The 19560-nt window shown below is 69.0% G+C and carries 22 protein-coding genes and 1 pseudogene; 11 read left to right on the top strand and 12 right to left on the bottom strand.

Features of this window, described 5'->3' with window-relative positions:
- Window positions 1-91 precede the first annotated feature (91 nt).
- From L0C25_RS17545 to mreB, 7 genes and pseudogenes are all read right to left on the bottom strand, one after another.
- Complete coding sequence (locus L0C25_RS17545) at window positions 92-700, bottom strand: FtsW/RodA/SpoVE family cell cycle protein (protein WP_271636852.1); 609 nt, start codon at window positions 698-700, stop codon at window positions 92-94.
- 5 nt (window positions 701-705) lie between these two features.
- Window positions 706-1287, bottom strand: a pseudogene (locus L0C25_RS17540) (FtsW/RodA/SpoVE family cell cycle protein); the annotation flags it as partial.
- An 11-nt stretch (window positions 1288-1298) separates the two neighbouring features.
- Entirely contained in the window at window positions 1299-2477 is a 1179-nt protein-coding gene (locus L0C25_RS17535; RefSeq protein ID WP_271636851.1) for a penicillin-binding transpeptidase domain-containing protein, read from the bottom strand.
- A gap of 98 nt (window positions 2478-2575) precedes the next feature.
- On the bottom strand, window positions 2576-3406 hold the full coding sequence (locus L0C25_RS17530; protein ID WP_271632989.1) for a penicillin-binding protein 2: 831 nt from the start codon (window positions 3404-3406) through the stop codon (window positions 2576-2578).
- Between the two features lie 40 nt (window positions 3407-3446).
- Window positions 3447-3959 (bottom strand): rod shape-determining protein MreD, encoded by a 513-nt coding sequence (gene mreD / locus L0C25_RS17525; protein WP_271632988.1) that lies wholly within the window; start codon window positions 3957-3959, stop codon window positions 3447-3449.
- A gap of 3 nt (window positions 3960-3962) precedes the next feature.
- Window positions 3963-4847, bottom strand: coding sequence for a rod shape-determining protein MreC (mreC, locus tag L0C25_RS17520; RefSeq protein WP_271632986.1), 885 nt, complete (start codon window positions 4845-4847; stop codon window positions 3963-3965).
- Between the two features lie 2 nt (window positions 4848-4849).
- Window positions 4850-5875: a rod shape-determining protein gene (gene mreB, locus L0C25_RS17515; protein ID WP_271632985.1), complete on the bottom strand. Its 1026-nt coding sequence runs from the start codon at window positions 5873-5875 to the stop codon at window positions 4850-4852.
- 56 nt (window positions 5876-5931) lie between these two features.
- Between mreB and L0C25_RS17510 the strand changes: the two genes are divergently transcribed.
- The 4 genes from L0C25_RS17510 to L0C25_RS17495 are packed head-to-tail and all read left to right on the top strand — an operon-like array spanning window position 5932 to window position 8590.
- Window positions 5932-6069, top strand: coding sequence for a hypothetical protein (locus tag L0C25_RS17510; RefSeq protein ID WP_271632984.1), 138 nt, complete (start codon window positions 5932-5934; stop codon window positions 6067-6069).
- Window positions 6070-6125: 56 nt separating this feature from the next.
- Window positions 6126-7547 (top strand): MFS transporter, encoded by a 1422-nt coding sequence (locus L0C25_RS17505; protein WP_271632983.1) that lies wholly within the window; start codon window positions 6126-6128, stop codon window positions 7545-7547.
- Complete coding sequence (locus tag L0C25_RS17500; protein ID WP_271632982.1) at window positions 7522-8223, top strand: ArsR/SmtB family transcription factor; 702 nt, start codon at window positions 7522-7524, stop codon at window positions 8221-8223. Before L0C25_RS17505 ends, L0C25_RS17500 begins: the two co-directional genes overlap by 26 nt.
- A gap of 28 nt (window positions 8224-8251) precedes the next feature.
- Window positions 8252-8590 carry a TfoX/Sxy family protein gene (locus tag L0C25_RS17495; protein WP_271632981.1) on the top strand — a complete coding sequence of 113 codons (339 nt, stop codon included), beginning with the start codon at window positions 8252-8254 and terminating at the stop codon, window positions 8588-8590.
- Between the two features lie 15 nt (window positions 8591-8605).
- Here L0C25_RS17495 and L0C25_RS17490 read toward each other — a convergent pair whose 3' ends face one another.
- Window positions 8606-8902: a sigma-70 family RNA polymerase sigma factor family protein gene (locus tag L0C25_RS17490; protein ID WP_271632980.1), complete on the bottom strand. Its 297-nt coding sequence runs from the start codon at window positions 8900-8902 to the stop codon at window positions 8606-8608.
- A 114-nt stretch (window positions 8903-9016) separates the two neighbouring features.
- Between L0C25_RS17490 and L0C25_RS17485 the strand changes: the two genes are divergently transcribed.
- The 7 genes from L0C25_RS17485 to L0C25_RS17455 all read left to right on the top strand — a co-directional run bounded on the left by L0C25_RS17485 (window position 9017) and on the right by L0C25_RS17455 (window position 16154).
- A complete protein-coding gene (locus tag L0C25_RS17485; protein ID WP_271632979.1) occupies window positions 9017-9832 on the top strand; it encodes an alpha/beta fold hydrolase in 816 nt (271 codons plus the stop codon).
- A gap of 143 nt (window positions 9833-9975) precedes the next feature.
- Window positions 9976-10542 (top strand): helix-turn-helix domain-containing protein, encoded by a 567-nt coding sequence (locus L0C25_RS17480; RefSeq protein ID WP_271632978.1) that lies wholly within the window; start codon window positions 9976-9978, stop codon window positions 10540-10542.
- Between the two features lie 20 nt (window positions 10543-10562).
- The gene (locus L0C25_RS17475) at window positions 10563-11702 is read left to right on the top strand and encodes an aminotransferase class V-fold PLP-dependent enzyme (RefSeq protein WP_271632977.1); all 1140 of its coding nucleotides are present in this window, start codon (window positions 10563-10565) and stop codon (window positions 11700-11702) included.
- Window positions 11703-11712: 10 nt separating this feature from the next.
- A complete protein-coding gene (locus L0C25_RS17470; RefSeq protein ID WP_271632976.1) occupies window positions 11713-12078 on the top strand; it encodes a hypothetical protein in 366 nt (121 codons plus the stop codon).
- A 136-nt stretch (window positions 12079-12214) separates the two neighbouring features.
- Window positions 12215-13678 carry a Na+/H+ antiporter NhaC family protein gene (locus L0C25_RS17465; RefSeq protein WP_271632975.1) on the top strand — a complete coding sequence of 488 codons (1464 nt, stop codon included), beginning with the start codon at window positions 12215-12217 and terminating at the stop codon, window positions 13676-13678.
- A gap of 65 nt (window positions 13679-13743) precedes the next feature.
- Window positions 13744-14517, top strand: a complete 774-nt coding sequence (locus tag L0C25_RS17460; RefSeq protein WP_271632974.1) for a cyclase family protein — start codon at window positions 13744-13746, stop codon at window positions 14515-14517.
- On the top strand, window positions 14517-16154 hold the full coding sequence (locus tag L0C25_RS17455) for a thiamine pyrophosphate-binding protein (RefSeq protein WP_271632973.1): 1638 nt from the start codon (window positions 14517-14519) through the stop codon (window positions 16152-16154). Before L0C25_RS17460 ends, L0C25_RS17455 begins: the two co-directional genes overlap by 1 nt.
- Before the next feature lie 99 nt (window positions 16155-16253).
- Here L0C25_RS17455 and ndk read toward each other — a convergent pair whose 3' ends face one another.
- The 4 genes from ndk to L0C25_RS17435 all read right to left on the bottom strand — a co-directional run bounded on the left by ndk (window position 16254) and on the right by L0C25_RS17435 (window position 19520).
- Window positions 16254-16661: a nucleoside-diphosphate kinase gene (gene ndk / locus L0C25_RS17450; protein WP_271632972.1), complete on the bottom strand. Its 408-nt coding sequence runs from the start codon at window positions 16659-16661 to the stop codon at window positions 16254-16256.
- A 203-nt stretch (window positions 16662-16864) separates the two neighbouring features.
- Entirely contained in the window at window positions 16865-17833 is a 969-nt protein-coding gene (locus tag L0C25_RS17445; protein WP_271632971.1) for an ABC transporter substrate-binding protein, read from the bottom strand.
- Window positions 17834-17877: 44 nt separating this feature from the next.
- On the bottom strand, window positions 17878-18204 hold the full coding sequence (locus L0C25_RS17440; RefSeq protein WP_271632970.1) for a DUF4233 domain-containing protein: 327 nt from the start codon (window positions 18202-18204) through the stop codon (window positions 17878-17880).
- Window positions 18204-19520: a bifunctional folylpolyglutamate synthase/dihydrofolate synthase gene (locus L0C25_RS17435; RefSeq protein ID WP_271632969.1), complete on the bottom strand. Its 1317-nt coding sequence runs from the start codon at window positions 19518-19520 to the stop codon at window positions 18204-18206. Before L0C25_RS17435 ends, L0C25_RS17440 begins: the two co-directional genes overlap by 1 nt.
- Window positions 19521-19560: the final 40 nt, after the last annotated feature.

Genomic DNA, 19560 nt, shown 5'->3' with positions numbered 1-19560 from the left:
TCGAAGTTGCACCGCCGAGCCGTCGATCCTGCACGTCAAGACCGACGACTCACCACTGCGGGACCGACGACTCGGCGATGCGGGGCGGAGGTCAGAAGCGGGAGCGCTGCAGCCGCGACCGTACGATCACGCCGAGCCCGTGCCGCTGCTCGGTACGCCGGTGGATGTTCAGCAACAGCCCGATCGCCATCATCGACGCGAACAGTGACGTGCCGCCCGACGAAACGAACGGCAGCGGTACGCCGGTCACCGGCATGATGCCGAGGCACATCCCGATGTTCTGGAACGACTGGAAGCCGAACCACACCACGATGCCGACCGCGGCGAGCTGGCCGAAGAAGTCGTGTGCGTTCCGGGCGATCCGCAGCCCGCGCCACAAGATGATGGCGAACAACGCGATCACCACACCGGCACCGACCAGGCCCAGCTCCTCACCGGCGACGGTGAACACGAAGTCCGTGTGCTGTTCGGGTACGAACCCCGACTGCGTCTGCGAGCCGTGGAACAGCCCCTGGCCGAACATCCCGCCGTTGCCGATCGCGATCCGCGCCTGCATCGTGTTGTATCCGGCGCCCCTCGGATCGAGCGTGGGATCGGTGAACGCCGAGAACCGCTCGAGCTGGTACTGCTCGAAAGCACCCCCGAGACGATCGCCGCCCCGATCACCCCTGCGGCGACCACGAGCAGCCCGGCGAGCCAGCGCTTCGGGGTACCCGCCACGACCAGTACGCCGAACACGACGGCGATCAGCACCATCAGCGTGCCGAGGTCCGGCTGCGCGAGGATCAGCGCAGCAGGAACGGCGGCGATCACGAGAGCAGGGACGAGATCCGAGGCGCGTACGCCGTCGCGGTTGCCGCCCTCCGTACGCTCGGCGAGCACCAGCGCCATACCGACGATGACGCCGAACTTCGCGAACTCCGCGGGCTGGATCGACAGGCCGCCGATCAGCAGCCAGGAGTGCGATCCGTTGATCGTCGCCCCGATCGACGGCACGTAGATCAGCAACAGGCCGATGATGGAGCCGAGGTAGACCGCCGGCGCCCATACCCGCAACCACCGGTGGTCGGTGGCCGCGACCAGACCACCCAGCACCGCACCGACGACGATGTTGACCGCCTGCTTCGAGAGGTACGTCGTGCTGTCGCCGCCGGTGAGCTCATCGCGACCGGACGTCGCCGACCACACGAGCAGTGCCCCGATGACCGTGAGAGCTGCGACGGCGGCGATCAGCACCCAGTCGAGACCCGACCAGATCGTGTCGTCACGATTCTTCTTGGCGGCCATCGACCGGTGCATCACTGCCCCCTTGGCGCGACGATCGTCCCGTCGGGTTGGAACTCCGGGAGCTTCGTCGGCGCCGAGGTGCCGGGAATCGCGGCATCATCGCCGTCGACCTTCGCGCCCTTGACGCCGTAGAGCGCCTCCCACACGTGCCGCACGGCGTCGCCCGATGACCCCGAGCCGGTGCCGCCCTGCTCGATCATGGAGACCACGACGTAGTTCTTGTCGTACGTCGCGAGCCAGCCGGTCGTCTGGCGACCATGCACCTCGGCCGTGCCGGTCTTCGCGCGGATGTGCACCTTGTCGAGCGGGAAGCCCTCCAGCTTCCATGCGTACGTACCGACCCGCGCGGTGCCCTGCAACGCGCGGTCGATGTAGCGAAGGTTCGCCGCTGATACGGGTACGTCGCGCACCTTCTCCGGCTTGATCTTGCGCACCAGCCTGCCGGACGGGTCGACAACGGCCTTCCCGACCCGCGGCTTCCACACCGTGCCGCCGTTGGCGAGCGTTGAGTAGGCAACGGTGAGCTGGATCGGCGTCAGGATCGTGTCACCCTGACCGATCACGAAGTTGACGGCATCACCCGCGCGGTACTGGTTGCCCTCGAGGCAGAACTCGTGCGCGTACAGCGCTTGGAAGCTGTTCGGGTCGGTCTTGCTGAGGCGCTTGTCGCGCTTGCAGTAGTAGCCCTTCATCTCCTCGTAGTACGCCTGCTTCCAGGCGGGGTCGGCGACGCGCCCGTCGGCCTCGCCGGGCAGGTCGATGCCAGTCTCCTTGCCGATGCCGAACTTGCGCGCCATGTCGGCCAGCACCGCATCGGCGTCCGCACCCTTGGACTCGCCGCCGGCACGCAACCACAGCTCGTAGCCCACTCGGTAGAAGAAGGTGTTGCAGGACACCTGGAGCGCCTTGTCGAACCCGATCATCCCGTACGCCTCAGACTCGTAGTTCTCGAAGTTCTGGTTGCCGACCTGGAACGAGTTCGAGCAGTTGAGACGGGTGTCGGTGCTGAATCCGTGGGTGAGCGCGCCGGCGGTCATGAACGGCTTCCACGTCGACCCCGGCGACAGCTGGGCCTGGGTCGGGCGCGACAGCAAGGGTTCGCCGGCCTTCTTCGAGTAGAGGTGGTCGAGCTGGTCGTCACCGATGCCGTCGACCCAGACCGACGGGTCGTACGTCGGGTAGCTCGCCATCGCGACGACACGACCGTCGTTCGGGTCCATGACGATCATCGCGCCCGACGATGCCTCGAAGTTGCGCCCGGTGATGTCGTCGTGGGTACGCCGTGCGGTCATGATCGCCTTGTGCAGCTGGCGTTCGACGACCGCCTGTACGCGTGCATCGAGGCTCGTGACGAGCGTGTCGCCGGGCCTGGCGGGTGTGCCCTCGTCGGCGCCGATGACTCGGCCCATCGCATCGACGGTCTTGCCGTCGGTGCCGGGCATCCCCCGCAGGTACTTGTCATAGGCGTACTTTCGAGCCCCGAACGGCCGACGACCGAGGACGCATTGAGGCTGTCGACATCGTCGTTGCGCGCGTCGTCGTACTCGTCACCGGTGATCGGTGTGAGGTAGCCGAGTACATGCGCGGCGTTGATGCCGAACGGACTCGGGTACGCGCGCACGCTTCGCTGCTCGGCAGCGACGCCCGGAAACTCCTCGGCCCGCTCCTGGATCGCGACGGCGGTGCCCTGCGGAACGTCCTTCGCAACCGGCACCGGCTCGTACGGTGACCCGTTCCAGCAGCGCGGCGGCTTCGGGGCGCCGTCGGTGCCGCACAGTGCGGTGCGTTCCTCGATCTCCTTAGCCGAAAGGTCGATGAGCTTCGCCAGCCGCTCGAGTACGTCGCGGCGCTCGCCATCGGACACGTCGTCGAGGAGGTCGCGGTCGACCGTGACGACCCAGGACGTGCGGTTCGCCGCGATCGGGCGGCCCATGTCGTCGACGATCAAACCGCGCGGGGGCTGCTCGATGACATCACGCACGGCATTGCTCGCGGCCTTGGCCTGGTACTCCTCGCCACCCACGACCTGGACGTACCACAATCGCGCGAACAGGGTGCTGAACAGCGACAGCACCAGCACGTGCACGACGATGAGCCGCCCACGCAGCACGCTGTTCATCGGTCGACCCTCGCGTTCGGTCGCACGCTCGCTTCGCCGCTCATCGCACCGCCTCCATCGGACGCGGGTCGAGTCGCCGGAACGCCGCAATGACAAGCGGCAGCACGACGGGTGCGAGGAGCACGTCGTACAGCACACCGAGCGGTACGACCGTGAAGACGCGCTCCACGGTCACGCCGTCGTCGCCGAGCAGTAGGCCGCTGAGCGCGAACAGCGATGTCGCGACGAACGAGCAGCCGGCGACGGTCGCGATCGCCGCAACCGCAGACTCCTGCGCATCCCGCCGTACGAGACCCGCGAGGTAACCGGCGATCACGAACGCGAGCGCCCAGCGGCCCGCGACGTGGTCGGACGGCGGTGCGAGATCGACCATGAGTCCGGCCGCGAAGCCCAGCACCGCGGCGTACTGCGGTCCGCGTACGATCGCCGCGCCGATCACCACGAGCAGCGCGAGGTTCGGGACGACTCCGGCGATGGACAGCTGCGGGAACAGACCGACCTGCAGGGTCAGCGCGGCCACGAGCAGCGCGAGAGCGGCGGCGGTGCGAGACACGACCTACCTCTCCTCCCCTGCCGCCTCGGTCTTGTCGTCGCTCGCTCCGGAGCCGACGACGACCGTCACGACGTCGAGTGCGGAGAAGTCCACATACGGCTCGACGCGCGCCGTACTCGACTGGTTGCGCGGATCGGTGTCGACGTCTGCCACCTCGCCGATCGGCACGCCCGCGACGTACGGGACGCCCTTGCGCGAGCCCCAGGTGACGACGGAGTCGCCCTTCTCGGGTTTCGCGGTCTCGTCGAGTGCATCCATCGACAGCCGCGCATCGCCCGACAGATCGCCGTCGCCGGTGAGGAAGCCGAGCTCCATCGACGAACCGAGACGCCCGCCGACAACGGAGTCGGAGTCGATGATCAGCAGCACGGTGGCGTTGTTGGGCGACGCGTCGACCACCCGACCTACCAGTCCGTCGGAGTTCAGCACGGTCATGTCGTTGGTGATGCCAGACGCAGTGCCCTCGTCGATCGTCACGGTACGGCCGAACGACTGAGCCGACTCGTAGCCGACGACATTCGCGCTGACGGTCTCGAACCCCGCCTCCCGCGCCACCCGGTTGACCCGCTCGAGCTCACTCGCCCGGGCGGTGTCGGCCCCCGCGCTGCGGAGACGCGACCGCAGCTCGGCATTCTCCTTCTCGAGTGCGGTGTTCTCATCGCGCAGCGTCTCGTCGGAGGTGAAGGTGTCGCCGAGATCGCGCATGGGTCGGGTCGCCGCGGAGAACCCGGACTGCACGGGGCCCACGACGGAGCCGGTCGCCGTACGAACGGGATCGACCGGGGAGTCCGACCCCGAACCCGCGTCGATGCTGATCACGCTGATCGAGGCGAGCACGAGCAGCACAAGGATCGTCCGCGCGCGCTCGTCGTCTCTGTGGTTGCGCATGGCTACCGCCGCGGCTCCGAGACGAGAACCTGCTGCAGCGCCTCGAACTCCTCGACGCACTTGCCGGCGCCCATGGCGACCGAGTGGAGCGGATCGTCGGCGACGTGGACCGGCATCCCGGTCTCGTGTCGTAGCCGCTCGTCGAGTCCGCGCAGCAGCGCGCCGCCGCCGGTGAGCACCAGCCCGCGGTCCATGATGTCGCCCGCGAGCTCGGGGGGCGTCTTGTCGAGGGTCGTACGCACGGCGTCGATGATGTCGTGCAGCGACTCCTCCATCGCCTGACGTACCTCGGCACTCGAGACCGAGACGGTACGTGGCAGCCCGCTGACCATGTCGCGGCCGCGGATCTCCGCCTCGGGCTCCTCCGACAACGGGAACGCCGAGCCGACCGCGACCTTGATCTCCTCTGCGGTGCGCTCGCCGACCATCAGCGAGTACTCCTTCTTGAACCACGAGATGATCGCCTGGTCGAGCTCGTCGCCGGCCGTACGGATCGACATGCTCGTCACGATGCCGCCGAGCGAGATGACCGCTACCTCGGTCGTGCCGCCGCCGACGTCGACGATCATGTTGCCGGTGGCCTCGTGTACGGGCAGCCCGGCCCCGATCGCGGCCGCCATCGGCTCCTCGACGATGTACACGCGGCGGGCGCCGGCCTCGTACCCGGCCTCCTTGACGGCGCGCTGCTCGACCGAGGTGATGCCGCTGGGCACGCACACGACGAGCCGCGGCTTGGCGAGGTAGCGCCGCCGGTGCACCTGCCGGATGAACATCCGCAGCATCTGCTCGGTGGACTCGAAGTCGGCGATCACGCCGTCCTTGAGCGGTCGGATGGCGGTGATCGCCTCGGGGGTACGCCCGAGCATCCGGCGCGCCTCGCTGCCGACCGCCAGCAGCTCGCGGGTCTGCGCGTTGAGCGCGACGACGGACGGCTCGTTGAGCATGACACCGCGGCCCCGGACGTACACGAGCGTGTTCGCGGTACCGAGGTCCACGGCCATGTCCCGTCCGATGAGACTGTTGGCCATGCCGTCAGGCTAAGCCGCGTACCCCCGGAATCTCGGGCGACACGCACGCGGCGGGCGTGACGCATGTTGCGTGTGGGGCCTACGTACCCGCCGCCGATCCCGCCGAGGTACGGCTTCCCGCCAATAGAAGCGCTCTCATTGGCGGGAAGCCGTACCTCGGCGAGCTGTACGGCGACGTACGCGGACCGGAGTGACGGGCGTCACAGAGTTCCTGCTTGACGATTACCTTTATTCTAAAGATCCTTAGATCATGTCAATCAATGAATCAGGCAACCGCACCGGATCGTGGGCCGAACTGTTCAACCGCCAGCACCGCGCCGCCGTGACCGTCTTCGCCGGCGGCGTCGCGCTGTTCTCCACCAACGTGTACGTGACCACCAGCCTGCTCCCGAACGCCGTCGACGACATCGGCGGCGGGCAGTTCTACGCCTGGGCGATGACGACCTTCCTGATCGCCGCGGTGTTCAGCTCGATGCTGGTCAGCGGGCTGGTCAGCGGCCGTGGGGCACGCCGCGCGTACCACCTCGCACTGCTGCTGTTCGGCGCCGGAAGCGTTGCGGCGGCGGCCGCACCGACGATGCCGATCCTGCTGGCCGGGCGGACCCTGCAGGGACTCGGCGGCGGCCTGCTCGCCGGGCTCGGCTTTGCGGTGGTGAGGCAGGCGCTGCCCGAACGCCTGTGGAAACGGGCGTTCGGTCTGATGTCGGCCATGTGGGGAGTCGGCAACGTCATCGGACCGATCATCGGCGGTGCGTTCGCCGAGCTCGGACAGTGGCGGCTCGCCTTCGTGCTGCTCGCGCTCGCGGCCGTCGGGATCGCCTGGCTTGCACAACGCTCGCTTCCCGCGACCGCCACATCGGGTTCGCGTGACCCGATCGCCGTCGGTGCCTTGGTCCTGCTGGCGTTCGCGACGACCGCGATCAGCGTGTCGTCCGTCGTGGACTCGGGCGCCGTCCGTGGCGCGCTGATGGTCGTTGCGGTGTTGTTCGTTCTCGGATTCGTCGCTCGGGAGCGCCGCGCGTCCGTACGAATCCTGCCCGAGGTCACTTACCGGCGCGGCCCGCTGATGTGGATCTACCTGAGCCTCGCGATCCTCGCCATCGGTTCGACGACCGAGACGTTCCTGCCCTTGTTCGGTCAACGCCTCGGTGGCTTGTCGCCCCTCGCTGCCGGTCTGCTCGGCGCATCGCTGTCGTGGGGCTGGAGCGCTTCGCAGATCGCGACCAGCGGCATCACCCGCGAGCGTACGGTCGACGCCCTTCGAGTGGCCGGCCCCCTGTCGCTCGCCGTCGGCCTGGCCGCGTACGCCGCGCTGCAGGCCGACGACGCCGGAGCCGTCCGGATCGGCGCCTGGTTCGTCGCACTCTTCATCGCCGGATCAGGGATCGGCATGGCCTTCGGGGCGTGGATACCGGCCGCGATGGCAAGCACCCCGAATCCCGCCGAGGCACAGAAGGCGGCAGCGGGGATCAACACCGTCCAACTCATCTCCAACACGTTCGGATCGGCGCTCGCGGGCGTACTCGTCACAGCCGGCGGCCCCGAAACGCTGGGATCGGCCCGCCTCCTGGGAGTCGGCTACGCTGCCCTCGCGGCGCTCGGCGTCGTGATCGCCGTCCATGCAATCCGGGTTGGGAGGAATCGCCATGAACCAGTCGGCGCAGGGCGATGAGCCGGCCGGCTTCGACGCGGACAACCTGCACTGGGACGACGAGGTCTACGAGCAGCTGGCCCGTCTCGGCAAGGCCCTGTCGAACCCGATCCGCATCCGCCTGCTCGATCTGCTCGAGCAGGGCGAACACACCGTCGAGGAGCTGGCGAGTGCGGCGACCCTGCCCGTGAAGAACACCTCGGCCCAGCTGCAGCAGTTGCGGGCGAGCCAGCTCGTCACAACCCGACGCGACGGCGTACGGGTGCACTACCGGCTCGCAGATCCGTCGGTGTCGATGTTCCTGCACCAGTTCGAGTCGTTCGCCGAGGAGCGGCTGTCGGGTCTGAGGGTCGAGCTCGACCGCCTGCACACGTACCCCGGATCCATGGAACGGGTGAACGTCGACGACCTGCACCGGCGGATCAACGACGGCACCACGATCCTGATCGACGTACGCCCGGCCGCCGAGTACGCACGGGGGCACCTGCCCGGCGCGATCTCGATGCCACTGAGCGACCTGCACCGACGCATCGACGAGCTGCCCGAGGACGCCGACATCGTCGCGTACTGCGAGGGGCCGTACTGCTTCGCCTCGGCGCGCGCCGTGCGGTGGTTCCTCGAGGCCGGCCGCCAGGCGACCCGGATCGAGGGGGGCCTCGCCCGCTGGGTGCGCTCGGGCGGCGATCTGGTGGGCTAGTGCCCCGCCGCCGCGTACTCTCCGACGCATGGCGTACGACGAGGACCTCGCAGACCGAGTACGAGCGCTGCTCGGCGGCGAGAACGGCGTGACCGAGCAGCGGATGTTCGGCGGACTGGCGTTCCTGCTCGGGGGCAACATGGCGATCGCGATCGGCCCGGACGACATCCTGGCTCGGGTGGACCCCGACGATGCAGAAGCGCTGATCGCGTCGACCCCGGCGGAGGCTGCGGTCATGGGCGGCCGACGAATGCGTGGGTGGCTGGAAGTACGCCACGAGCACCTCACCGACGATGGGAAACTCTCCCCGTGGGTAGAGCGCGGCGCCGCGTACGCCCGCTCGCTGCCCGCGAAGAAGCGGCGCTGAGGCGGTCAGGGTCGCTCAGCCGGCGAAGATCACCGGCAGCGTGGGATCGAGGAATCGGGTGATACCCCGGATCCGGCCGGCCGCAAGGGTGAGCACGATGACCCCGGACGGGTCCATCGCCGTGCCGTCCGGCGACTCCAGGTAGCACGTGTACGCGGGTTGGCCGTTCGCCCGGGTCGGTCTGAGCTCGATCCGGCGGTCGGCGCGCCCGGCGATGCTGACCCGCAGGAACTCGGCGATGGCCTCGGTGCCGTGGTACTCGTGTGGAGCGGGCGGCATCGCCAGCCAGGAGTCGTCGCCGCTGACAACCACCCCTCCCGCCGAGGTACGTCGTCCCGCCGATTCGGGTGTCCCTATTGGCAGGACGACGTACCTCGGCGGGATATCGGGTTGTCTTGAGGACGCCCTGATGGTTGGTTGTGCGCAATGACAACCTCGACCGCTACCGGCATCGCGTACGACCGCGCCGGGCCACGCGGCAGTACCCCCCTCGTACTCATCCATGCAGGCATCGCCGACCGGCGGATGTGGGACCCCCAGTGGGCGGGTCTCACCGCGGACCGCGATGTCCTGCGACTCGACCTGCGTGGGTACGGCGAGTCCGTGGCCCGCCCCACGAGCGACCTCGACCCGGTCGGCGACGTCCTCGAGACCCTCGCCGAGGCAGAGATAGACGTATGCGATATCGTCGCCGCTTCGTTCGGTGCGGGAGTCGCCGTCGAGGTCGCGCTGACGCGCCCGGCGCTCGTACGCTCGCTGCTGCTCAGCGCGCCGGGCGGATCACTCATCCCGGACGTCACGCCCGACCTGCAGGAGTTCATCGATGCCGAGGACGCCGCGCTCGAGGGTGATGACGTCGATGCCGCGGCCGATGCCAATGTCCGCTGGTGGGTCGACGGCCCTCATCGCGACGGCGACCGGGTCGACCCGCGGGTGCGCGAGCTCGTCCGCCGGATGCAGCGACTGGCCTTCGAGCTGACCGCCGACTGGGACGACGTCGACGAACGCGAGCTCGACCCACCGGCCCTCGACCGCCTCGCGGAGGTACGCGCACCCACGCTGGTGCTCACCGGCGCGCTCGACCTCGACGCGATCCATGCGGCCGCGGATCGCGTGCACACCGGCGTATCGGGCGCGCGCCGCGTCGACTGGCCGGACGTCGCGCACCTGCCGTCGATGGAGCGCCCCGGCGACTTCCTCGCGCTCGTTCGGTCCTGGGACGCCGGCCACTCGGGTCGGTGAGCACGCAGCGACTGCGGGCGAAGCGCCGCGCTCGCCCAATACGCCCATTGCGCGTTCTTGACGACCGTTGACAATGCGATACGTACGCGCATACGCTTCCCTCGTTCATCCACACTGAACGCCGTTCACCGAGGGAGGTCGCAATGGCTGACGACGCAACGGGCGCCGGCCCCGCCGTCGGTGAGCGGATCCGACGTACCCGCGAGGAGCGGGGGCTGTCCGTACGCGAGCTCGCGTCGCGCGCCGGTCTGTCGGCGGGCATGATCAGCCAGGTCGAGCGCGGCATCACCGATCCGAGCCTGCAGACGCTTCGAGTGATCGCCAAGGTCCTGAACACGCCGCTCTTCGACTTCTTCGCGGCGGCCGAAGCCGACGACGTCGCGATCATCCGGGCCGACGCCCGGATGACGATCCGTTCGCCGCACGGCGGGCTGACGTACACGCGGCTGTCTCCCGGCTCGGGCCGGATCGAGGTGCTCGAGGGCGTACTGCAGCCCGGCGCGAGCTCCTCGGACGAACCGTGGGCGCACCCGTCCGAGGAATGCGTCGTGGTGACGGCCGGCTCGCTCGTCGTCGAGGTGAGCGGCCAGACGCACCGGCTCGGTCTCGGCGACTCGTGCTACTTCGACTCCCGCCTGCCGCATCGGTACCTCAATGACACGGCCGAGCCGACCCGGTTCACGCTCGCGATCACGCCACCAAGCTACTGACGAACAAGGACACGAAACCGATGGATCACCTGAGTCCCGCCGAGTTCCGACGCCACTTCCCCGCGTTCGAGGACACCGTGCACCTCGCGAGCTGCAGCCAGGGCGCGTTGTCCGACCAGCTCAGCTCCGCGCTGTTCGAGTTCCAGCACACCATCCGCGAGTACGGTGCGCCGTGGGATCTATGGATGGGCGAGGTCGAGCGGGCACGCACGATGTTCGCCCACCTGATCGGCGCGTCGCCCGAAGAGATCGCCGTGCTGCCCTCGGCGTCGGCCGGCGCGTACCAGGTGGCATCGACGCAGGACTGGAGTACCCGCCCGCGGCTCGTCACGACCGACCTCGAGTTCCCGTCCGTCGCCCACGTCTGGCTCGCCCAACGCGAGCGCGGGGCCGACGTCACGTTCGCGGCCGAACACGATGGCCGGGTCGGCACCGACGACTTCGCGGCCGTGATCGACGGCGACACCGGGCTGGTCTCGGTGCCCCTGGTCTCGTACCGCAACGGGTTCCGCTTCGAGGTCAAGGACGCCGCCGAGGCTGCCCATGCAGCGGGTGCGAAGGTCTTCGTCGACGCGTACCAGGGGCTCGGAGTCGAGCCGGTATCCGTTGCCGAGCTCGACTGCGACTACCTCGTCTGCGGAGCGCTCAAGTACCTGCTCGGCATCTCTGGCATCGCGTTCCTCTACGTCCGTGGTGGGCTCACCGATCCGGTCGACCCGCCGGCGACGGGGTGGTTCGGGCGCCGCGACCCATTCGAGTTCGACCCGCGCAACCTCGACTACCCGACCGACGCCCGCCGGTTCGAGGCCGGTACGCCGTCCGTTCCGTCGGCGTACGGCGCCGTCGCCGGCCTGCGGCAGCTCGCGGGGCTCGACGCCAAGGCGGTACGCGCACACGTCACCGACCTGAGCTCCCAGCTCGGCAGCGAGCTGATGGCTTCGGGCGAGGTGCTCGCCTCACCGGCCGACGACGAGCGTCGCGGGCCGCAGGTCGCCCTGCGCGACGACGATCCTGATGCACTGAGCGCGTACCTGAAGGCTCGCCGGATCGTGTGCAGCCCGCGCGGTGACGTACTGCGCATCTCGCTGCACTACTACAACGACACGTCCGACATCGAGGCGGCGCTGCAGGCCATCTCCGACTACCGCCGGTCCCGCTGAGGAGACCACCGTGTACGACCCACCCGCGCTCGAGTACCCGATACGAGTCATGTTCTTCGGCGCCTGCCGCGAGACGTGGTATGCGGCGAGCGACCAGGAACGCGAGGAGCAGGCACTGCCGGCCTTGCGCGCTCTCCTGGACGACTGGCGCGCGATGGGGCTGGAGGTGATCGCGTCGTTCGACGACGACTACTTCCTGGTCGGCCAGCCGGGTTCGCTGCAGTACGCGTTCTTCATCCTCGCCGAGGTCGAGTCGATGGAACGCCTCGTCGCCATCGTCAACCGCGCGCGTACGACCGTCGACGACCTGCGCGCGGACCGCTACTTCCGCTTCGAGGCAAGGGCCGGGCGCCGGCTGTTTCTCCTGGAGAACTGAGACTCCTGGACGACCGAGCCTGTTGGACCACCGAATGTGTCGGGCGGAGCACCTGCCGCACACCCACGTACGTAGGAGGAACGCACCACCTGAGGGGACGTAACCCGGGGGATCCACACGACCAACGGAGTCAGATATGAGTTCCACCACCGAGCTGAGGTTCAGGATCGGCATCAGCGGCGCGTTCATCGCGCCCTTGGTCTTCCTCATCGGCGCCACTGTGCACTTCGTGTTCCTCAACGCGTTCGATATGAACGCCTTAACGATGTCTGCGCTCGTCGGGCTGATGCTCGCAGCGCTCCTTGCGAAGGACTACGGGCAGTTCTGGGACAGCGTGATCGGCGGCATCGCTACGCCCATCGCCATCACGGTGACCTTGATCCTGTTCATCGTCGGCCCGCTCGCCTCCCTGGTGGAGGCAACCGGCGTGTCGGAGGGGTTCGTCTGGATGGCCTCGGAACTCGGCGTGGGCGGCGGGGCGTTCCCGGCGATCGTGTTCGTGGCGGCATGTGCGATGTCGATGTCGACCGGCACCTCCCTGGGCACCATGTTCACGGCGTTCCCGATCTTCTACCCGGCCGGCGCCGCGCTGGACGCCGAGCCGGCGCTGCTCGCCGGCGCGATCCTGTCCGGGGCGCTGTTCGGAGACAATCTCGCGCCGATCTCCGACACGTCGATCGTCTCGGCGACCACGCAGCGCTTTCGTACCCGCTCGGGTGTCGCCGACGTCGGCGGTGTCGTCGCGGCACGGGCGAAGTACGCGCTCACCGCGGCGGTCGCCAGCCTCGTCCTGTACTTGCTGATCGGCACGGTCTTCCTCTCCGGTGGCTCGGGTGACGCGCAGACCGCCGCGGACGCATCGCCTCGTGGCCTGGTGATGCTGATCCCGATCGTGGCGCTGTTCGTCGTTGCGTTCTGGAAGCGCGACCTCTACCTCGCGATCACGGTCGGCCTGATCGGCGGTACGGTCACGGCGCTCCTCGCGGACCTGTTGTCGCCCGGCGACATCATGTCCGCGAATGATGGCGTCGCGGAGGGGTTCCTCATCGCCGGGGTCGCGGACATGCTTCCCCTCATCGGGCTGAGCCTGATGGTCTTCGGCATGCTCGGCGTACTCCAGGCCGCCGGCGTCCTCGAGGTGATCATCCGCAAGATCTCGGCGTCGAAGTTCGCCAGCACGCCGGCCGGCGCAGAGGTGGCGATCGGCGGCGGCCAGTCGATCGTGACGATGCTGTTCGCCGGCGTCGTCGGTCCGTCGATCGTCACGTTCGGGCCGGTCGTCGACCGCATCGGCTCCAGCGTCGGGCTCCATCCGTACCGCCGGGCGAACGTGATGGACTGCTTCGGGATGGGCATCGCCTGTGTGCTTCCCGCACTCAGCGCGTTCCTGTTCATCAGCAGCGATCTCACCGAGGGGGTCGACGGGATGCCCGGCCTGGCGCCTGCGTCGATCTTCATCGGATGCCTTTACCCGCTGCTGCTCACGGCGATCATGGTGTTCTCGGTGGCGACCGGTTGGGGGCGTACGTTCGAGGGTCCCGACGGCGCCCAGGTCAAGGAACGTCCCACCGTGCCCGTGTCCGCCGAACAGTCGCTGTGACCGTACGCCCTCGCTAGTCTGTCCACCGGCCGACTGCCCGTCGGCCCCGCCTCGTAGGAGGAAACATGTCCGTCCTGTCCGATCTGAGTGCCGCACTTCAGTCGGGAGCCGTCGAGGTGGTCGACCTCACCGCTCCCCTGTCGGCACAGACCCCCGTACTCGAACTGCCCGCGGAGTTCGGCCAGACGGCCAACTTCGAGCTCGACGAGATCAGTCGGTACGACGACCGGGGCCCGGCGTGGTACTGGAACAACTTCCGTACCGGCGAGCACACCGGCACCCACTTCGACGCACCGAACCACTGGGTGAGCGGCAAGGATCTCGATGACGTCGCGTCCGTTCCGGTGCGGCGGCTGATCGGTCCGGCGGCCGTACTCGACTTCACGGCGGAGGCCGCCGCCGACCCCGACTTCCTGGTCGAGCTCGACCACATCCGCGCCTGGGAGGACAAGCATGGAGACCTGCCCGACGGCGGTTGGCTGCTCGTGCGTACGGGCTGGGACGCTCGCGCACACTCCCAGGAGCAGATGACGAACGCCGACGCGTCCGGTCCGCACACACCCGGGCTGTCGGTCGAGGCGGCGCGCTGGGTCGCCGACGAGTCGCCGGTCGTCGGCATGGGCGTCGAAACGGTGGGTACCGACGCCGGAGCGGCGGCCGGCTTCGATCCGATGTTCCCGTGCCACTCGATGCTCATGGGCAACGACAAGTACGGGCTGACGCAGCTGCAGAACCTCGCGCACCTACCGGCGACCGGCGCGATCGTGATCGCCGGACCGCTGCCGATCGTGACGGGCTCGGGTTCCCCGGCCCGCGTCGTCGCACTCGTCGAACGCTGATGGACGTCGCCGAGGCCGTCGGGCGGGCATTGGCCGCAGCAGGGGTCGAGCAGGCGTTCGGGGTAGTCGGCTCGGGCAACTTCGCGGTGACGAACGCGATCGTGGCCGGCGGGGCGACCTTCGTTGCCGCGCGCCACGAGGGCGGCGCCGCAACGATGGCCGACGCGTACGCCCGGACGAGCGGCCAGGTGGCGGCGGTGACCGTCCACCAGGGCTGCGGTCTGACGAATGCGCTGACCGGCATCACCGAGGCCGCGAAGAGTCGCACGCCGCTCGTCGTGGTGGCGGCGGAGGCGACGGCTCCCCGGTCGAACTTCTACGTCGACCAGCCAGCGCTCGCCGCAGCGGTCGGCGCGCGGTCGATGCGCATCGACGATGCCGCGACGGCCGCAGACACGGCCGTACGCGCCGTCGCCACCGCGCTGCACGAGCGACGCACCGTGCTGCTCAATCTGCCGCTCGGCGTACAAACCGAGGCGGCACCAGACCGGCCTGCCCCTCCGCTACCGTCCGCGCCCGCGCCCGTTGCGCCCGACGCCGCGGACGTACGCCGGCTCGCCGATGCGCTCCAGCGGGCGGAGCGTCCGGTCTTCATCGCGGGTCGGGGCGCGCGCAGCGACGCGGCGCGTACGGCCCTCGAGTCGCTGGCAGAGGCGTGTGGCGCGCTTCTCGCGACATCGGCCGTCGCGAAGGGCCTTTTCCGCAACCATCCTTGGGCACTCGACGTCTCCGGTGGCTTCGCGTCGCCGCTCGCCGCCGAGCTGATCACCGGCGCCGATCTGGTGGTCGGCTGGGGTACCGCGCTGAACATGTGGACCACCCGGCACGGGCGGCTGATCGGCGACGACGCGTTCCTGGTCCAGGTCGACGACGACCCCGACGCGCTGGGCGCCCACCGCGAGATCGGACTCGGCGTCGTCGGTGACGTCGCGGCGACCGCCGCAACCGTGAGCGAGCAGCTGGCCGGCCCGCCGCGCGACGGCTACCGGAGCGACGACGTCGGCGCCGCACTCGCCGAGCGAGGCGACTGGCTGCACACCGCGTACGACGACAGCGGCACGGACGAGCGGATCGACCCGCGTACGCTCACCGCGGCCCTCGACGCAATGCTGCCGGCCGAGCGGGTCGTCGGAGTCGACTCGGGCAACTTCATGGGGTATCCGAGCATGTTCCTGCGGGTGCCGGACGAGCGCGGGTTCTGTTTCACCCAGGCATACCAGTCGATCGGCCTCGGCCTGGCGACCGCGATCGGCGCCGCACTCGCACAACCCGACCGGTTGCCGGTCGCCGCCGTCGGCGACGGCGGTCTCCTGATGTCGGCCGCGGAGCTCGAGACGGTCGTACGGCTCCGGCTGCCGATGGTCGTCATCGCGTACGACGATGCGGCGTACGGCGCCGAGGTACACCACTTCGGTCCGTCGGGCGCCGACCTCGAAACGGTGCGGTTCCCCGACACCGACCTCGCCGCGATCGCGCGCGGGTACGGGTACGAGGCGCTCACCGTCAGCCGGGCGGCCGATCTCGACCCGGTCGCCGACTGGCTCGCGGGCCCGCGTACCTCACCTCTGCTGATCGACGCAAAGGTCACCACCGAGCAGCCGTCGTGGTGGCTCGAGGAGGCCTTCCGCGGCCACTGACGGTGAGGAGAGAGTTCTGGCCCGGTGGGGAGAGAATCTCGTACCCGATCAGGCGGCTCGGATTCTCTCCTCACCGGGCCAGAATCCTCTCCTCACCGTTCAGAGGTCGGGGAACCAGAGGGCGATCTCGCGCTTGGCGGAGTCGGCGGAGTCGGAGCCGTGTACGAGGTTCTCGCGGTTCGACAGGCTGAGGTCGCCGCGGATCGAACCCGGTGCCGCCTTGCGCCCGTCGGTCGCGCCGTTGAGGGTGCGTACGACATCGATCGCCGCGTCACCCTCGAGCACCATCGCGAGCATCGGGCCCGAGGTCACGAACGCGCGAAGTGGCGGGTAGAAGTCGCGCTCGACGTGCTCCGCATAGTGCCGGTCGGCGAGTTCGCCGTCGATCGTGCGCAGATCCATCGCAATGATCGACAACCCCTTCGTCTCGTAGCGGCCGATGAGCTCGCCGACGAGTCCACGGCGTACGGCGTCGGGCTTGAGCAGGACGAGTGTGCGTTCTGACATGGCCGAAAGATTAGACGGTACGCCGCGCCGACCACTTCGCGGCCTGCTCTAGGTCGCGTCTGACGATTCCGCGTCGACAAGGGAGCGGGGGCTGCGCGCCCGATCCGGCAAGGCACGGGAGCGACGATGGGGCCGGTCCTCCCTCGAGCGATCCGTAACGCCGCCGGTCGGGATGCGCAGGCACGCGAGCCGGCGAGGAGTCGTCAGACGCGACCTAGATAGGGATGGAGCTCGTCGAGCACGTACGGGATCGACAGCGGGGTCGGCGTGTTCACGCCGACGACCGTGCCGTAGTCGAGCACCGCCGCCGAGCCGGCGCGTACCGACGGCAGCTTGTCGAACCCCGGTATGTCGTCGAGATCGCTCTCGTCGCCGCCGTTGACCAGGAATGCCAGGAAGTCGGCGTCCAACAGGTCGACGCGCTCCGTACTCACCTGGGCACGCGCCAGATCGGACTTCTCGCCCTCCGACACGGCCGCGGGAAGGAGCTGCATGCCGAGGTCCTCGAACAGCTTGCTGGAGCCGTCATCGGGGTCGGTCACGACGTACATCCCGTCGCCGACCACGTACTGCGCGAGGACGAACGTCTTGTTCTCGAGCCCGGGCAGGTCGTGCGCCGTGCGTTCGATGTCGGATTCCACCGACGCGACCACGTCCTCGGCCTTCTCTGGCTCGTCGAGGATCTTGCCGGCCGTCGTGGTGACCTCCGACCAGCTCTGCACCTGGGTCGCCGACTCGGAGGCGATCGTCGGAGCGATCGCGGACAGCTGGTCGTACGTCTGCTGGTCGGTGATGGAGTACGTGCCGACGATCAGGTCGGGTTCGAGCGCCGCGATCTGCTCGACCGGGATCCCCTGCTCGACCGCGATCGGCTCGCCGGAGCGCTCGTCGTCCCACCACGGTGGCCCGCTGTCGGGCATCAGTGGGTCGTCGCGGTATCCGATCGGCTCCACACCGAGAGCGAGGAACGCATCGGTCCACTGCTGGTCGAGCGAAACGATCCTCTCGGGTGCGTCGCCGATCTCGGTCGTGCCGTACTGGTGCTCGATCTCGACGGCCGGTCCCGAGGAGCCGGACGCGTCGGAGTCGGAGGAGCCACATCCGGTGAGGGCTGAAACGAGGACGCCGGCGACGGTGAGCGCGAGGCCACGCACAACACGAGAACGAATCATGAAGGCGAGCCTAACCTAACCGCTCCTCGGCTTTCTTGTGGGGTCTACGCGGCTCTCGCGGTCTTGTCGGCTTCGATCTTGCGACCCAGCAGGAACGCGCCCGCCCACAATGCCGCGAACATCGCGCCGACGAAGTACATGATCGGGACCAGCACCCCGAGCGCGATGGCGGCCACCTGCAGCGCATGCCCGAGGTTGTACGCCCACGGCCAGCGCAGCATGCCGGCGATCAGCAGCGCGAGCACCGCCAGGCCGAGACCGACCGCGAGGGCGACACCGGTGTCGACGTCCTCGACCGCGATCATCACCGGCGTCGCGAGGCCGAGAACGATCGCCTCGAAGAACAGCATCGCCGCACACATGCCTCGCATCAGGCGACATCCTCCGTGCCGCCGCCGAGCAGCAGCCGCGCCTGTCCGGCCGTCACGACCGATCCGGTGATGAGTACGCCGCCGAACTCGGCCAGCTCGACCCCCCGGTCGATCGCATCGTCGAGCCGAGGCACCACCTGCACGCGATCGGCACCGAAGATGCCCTCCGCGATATCGCCCAGCTCGGTGGCCGGCATCGCCCGGTCAGTGGTGTTCTGCGTGCACACGATCTGCGCCAGAGCGGGCTCGAGCACATCGAGGATCTCGTCGACGTCCTTGTCGGCCATCACGCCGACGACGCCGATCAACGGGCTCAGCGCGAACGACTCCTGCACGGCCTCGACGGTCGCCCGAACACCATGCGGATTGTGCGCGGCGTCGAGCAGCACCGTCGGGCTACGGCGTAGCACCTCGAGCCGGCCCGGAGACGTCGATGCCTCGAACGCCTCGCGGACGAGCTGCGGATCGAGCTCCTTGCCCCCGAGGAACCCCTCCACCGCGGCGACCGCACAGGCGGCGTTGTGCGCCTGGTACGCGCCGTGCAGGGGCAGGAAGATCTCGTCGTACGTACGCGCCACGCCCGCGATGGTCAACAGCTGGCCGCCGACCGCGACCGTCCGGTCGGTGACGCCGAAGTCGACGCCCTCGCGCACGACCGTTGCGCCGACCGAGGCCACGCGCTCCAGCAGCACATCGGCCGCCTCGGCGGTCTGGTCGGCGAGCACCGCGTGCGTACGCGGCTTGATGATTCCGGCCTTCTCGACGGCGATCTCGCCGGCAGTGTCACCGAGATACCGGCTGTGGTCGACGTCGATCGGCGTCACCACGGCGACCTGGGCGTCGGCGACGCTCGTCGCGTCCCAGGTGCCGCCCATGCCGACCTCCACGATGGCGACCTCCACGGGCGCATCCGCGAACCCGGCGTACGCCATCGCGACGATCATCTCGAAGAACGAGAGCGGGTGCTCGGAGGAGTCGTCGATCACCTGTGCGTACGCGGCGACGTCGGCGAACGCGTCGACGAACAGGTCTTCGCTGAGCGGCTCACCGTCGATACAGATCCGCTCGCGCATCGACTCCAGATGCGGGCTGGTGAACCGGCCGGTGCGCAGGTCGAGTGCCCGCAGCAGGCTGTCGATCATCCGGCTCGTCGAGGTCTTGCCGTTCGTACCGGTGAGCTGGATGACCGGGTACGAGCGTTGCGGATCACCGAGCAGATCGCACAGCGCCTGGATCCGGGTGAGCGAGGGCTCGAGCTTGGTCTCCGGCCAGCGGCCGAGCAACGCGTGCTCGACGTCGGCGTACGTGGGTCTCATCGCCGCAAGTATCGCAGGCGCCGGCCGGCGTCGCGGGCGC

The organism is Solicola gregarius (genome assembly GCF_025790165.1).
Lineage (GTDB): Bacteria > Actinomycetota > Actinomycetes > Propionibacteriales > Nocardioidaceae > Solicola > Solicola gregarius.
The sequence above is the reverse complement of the archived record's forward strand: the minus strand, read 5'-3'. Positions and strand labels throughout refer to the sequence as shown.

Excerpts from the sequence above, each read along its gene's own strand:
- L0C25_RS17535 (WP_271636851.1), bottom strand. The coding sequence starts at position 2,477 with ATGGCGAGCTACCCGACGTACGACCCGTCGGTCTGGGTCGACGGCATC.
- L0C25_RS17530 (WP_271632989.1), bottom strand. The coding sequence starts at position 3,406 with ATGAACAGCGTGCTGCGTGGGCGGCTCATCGTCGTGCACGTGCTGGTG.
- mreC (WP_271632986.1), bottom strand. The coding sequence starts at position 4,847 with ATGCGCAACCACAGAGACGACGAGCGCGCGCGGACGATCCTTGTGCTG.
- mreB (WP_271632985.1), bottom strand. The coding sequence starts at position 5,875 with ATGGCCAACAGTCTCATCGGACGGGACATGGCCGTGGACCTCGGTACC.
- L0C25_RS17505 (WP_271632983.1), top strand. The coding sequence starts at position 6,126 with ATGTCAATCAATGAATCAGGCAACCGCACCGGATCGTGGGCCGAACTG.
- L0C25_RS17500 (WP_271632982.1), top strand. The coding sequence starts at position 7,522 with ATGAACCAGTCGGCGCAGGGCGATGAGCCGGCCGGCTTCGACGCGGAC.
- L0C25_RS17495 (WP_271632981.1), top strand. The coding sequence starts at position 8,252 with ATGGCGTACGACGAGGACCTCGCAGACCGAGTACGAGCGCTGCTCGGC.
- L0C25_RS17485 (WP_271632979.1), top strand. The coding sequence starts at position 9,017 with ATGACAACCTCGACCGCTACCGGCATCGCGTACGACCGCGCCGGGCCA.
- L0C25_RS17480 (WP_271632978.1), top strand. The coding sequence starts at position 9,976 with ATGGCTGACGACGCAACGGGCGCCGGCCCCGCCGTCGGTGAGCGGATC.
- L0C25_RS17475 (WP_271632977.1), top strand. The coding sequence starts at position 10,563 with ATGGATCACCTGAGTCCCGCCGAGTTCCGACGCCACTTCCCCGCGTTC.
- L0C25_RS17465 (WP_271632975.1), top strand. The coding sequence starts at position 12,215 with ATGAGTTCCACCACCGAGCTGAGGTTCAGGATCGGCATCAGCGGCGCG.
- L0C25_RS17460 (WP_271632974.1), top strand. The coding sequence starts at position 13,744 with ATGTCCGTCCTGTCCGATCTGAGTGCCGCACTTCAGTCGGGAGCCGTC.
- L0C25_RS17455 (WP_271632973.1), top strand. The coding sequence starts at position 14,517 with ATGGACGTCGCCGAGGCCGTCGGGCGGGCATTGGCCGCAGCAGGGGTC.
- ndk (WP_271632972.1), bottom strand. The coding sequence starts at position 16,661 with ATGTCAGAACGCACACTCGTCCTGCTCAAGCCCGACGCCGTACGCCGT.
- L0C25_RS17445 (WP_271632971.1), bottom strand. The coding sequence starts at position 17,833 with ATGATTCGTTCTCGTGTTGTGCGTGGCCTCGCGCTCACCGTCGCCGGC.
- L0C25_RS17440 (WP_271632970.1), bottom strand. The coding sequence starts at position 18,204 with ATGCGAGGCATGTGTGCGGCGATGCTGTTCTTCGAGGCGATCGTTCTC.
- L0C25_RS17435 (WP_271632969.1), bottom strand. The coding sequence starts at position 19,520 with ATGAGACCCACGTACGCCGACGTCGAGCACGCGTTGCTCGGCCGCTGG.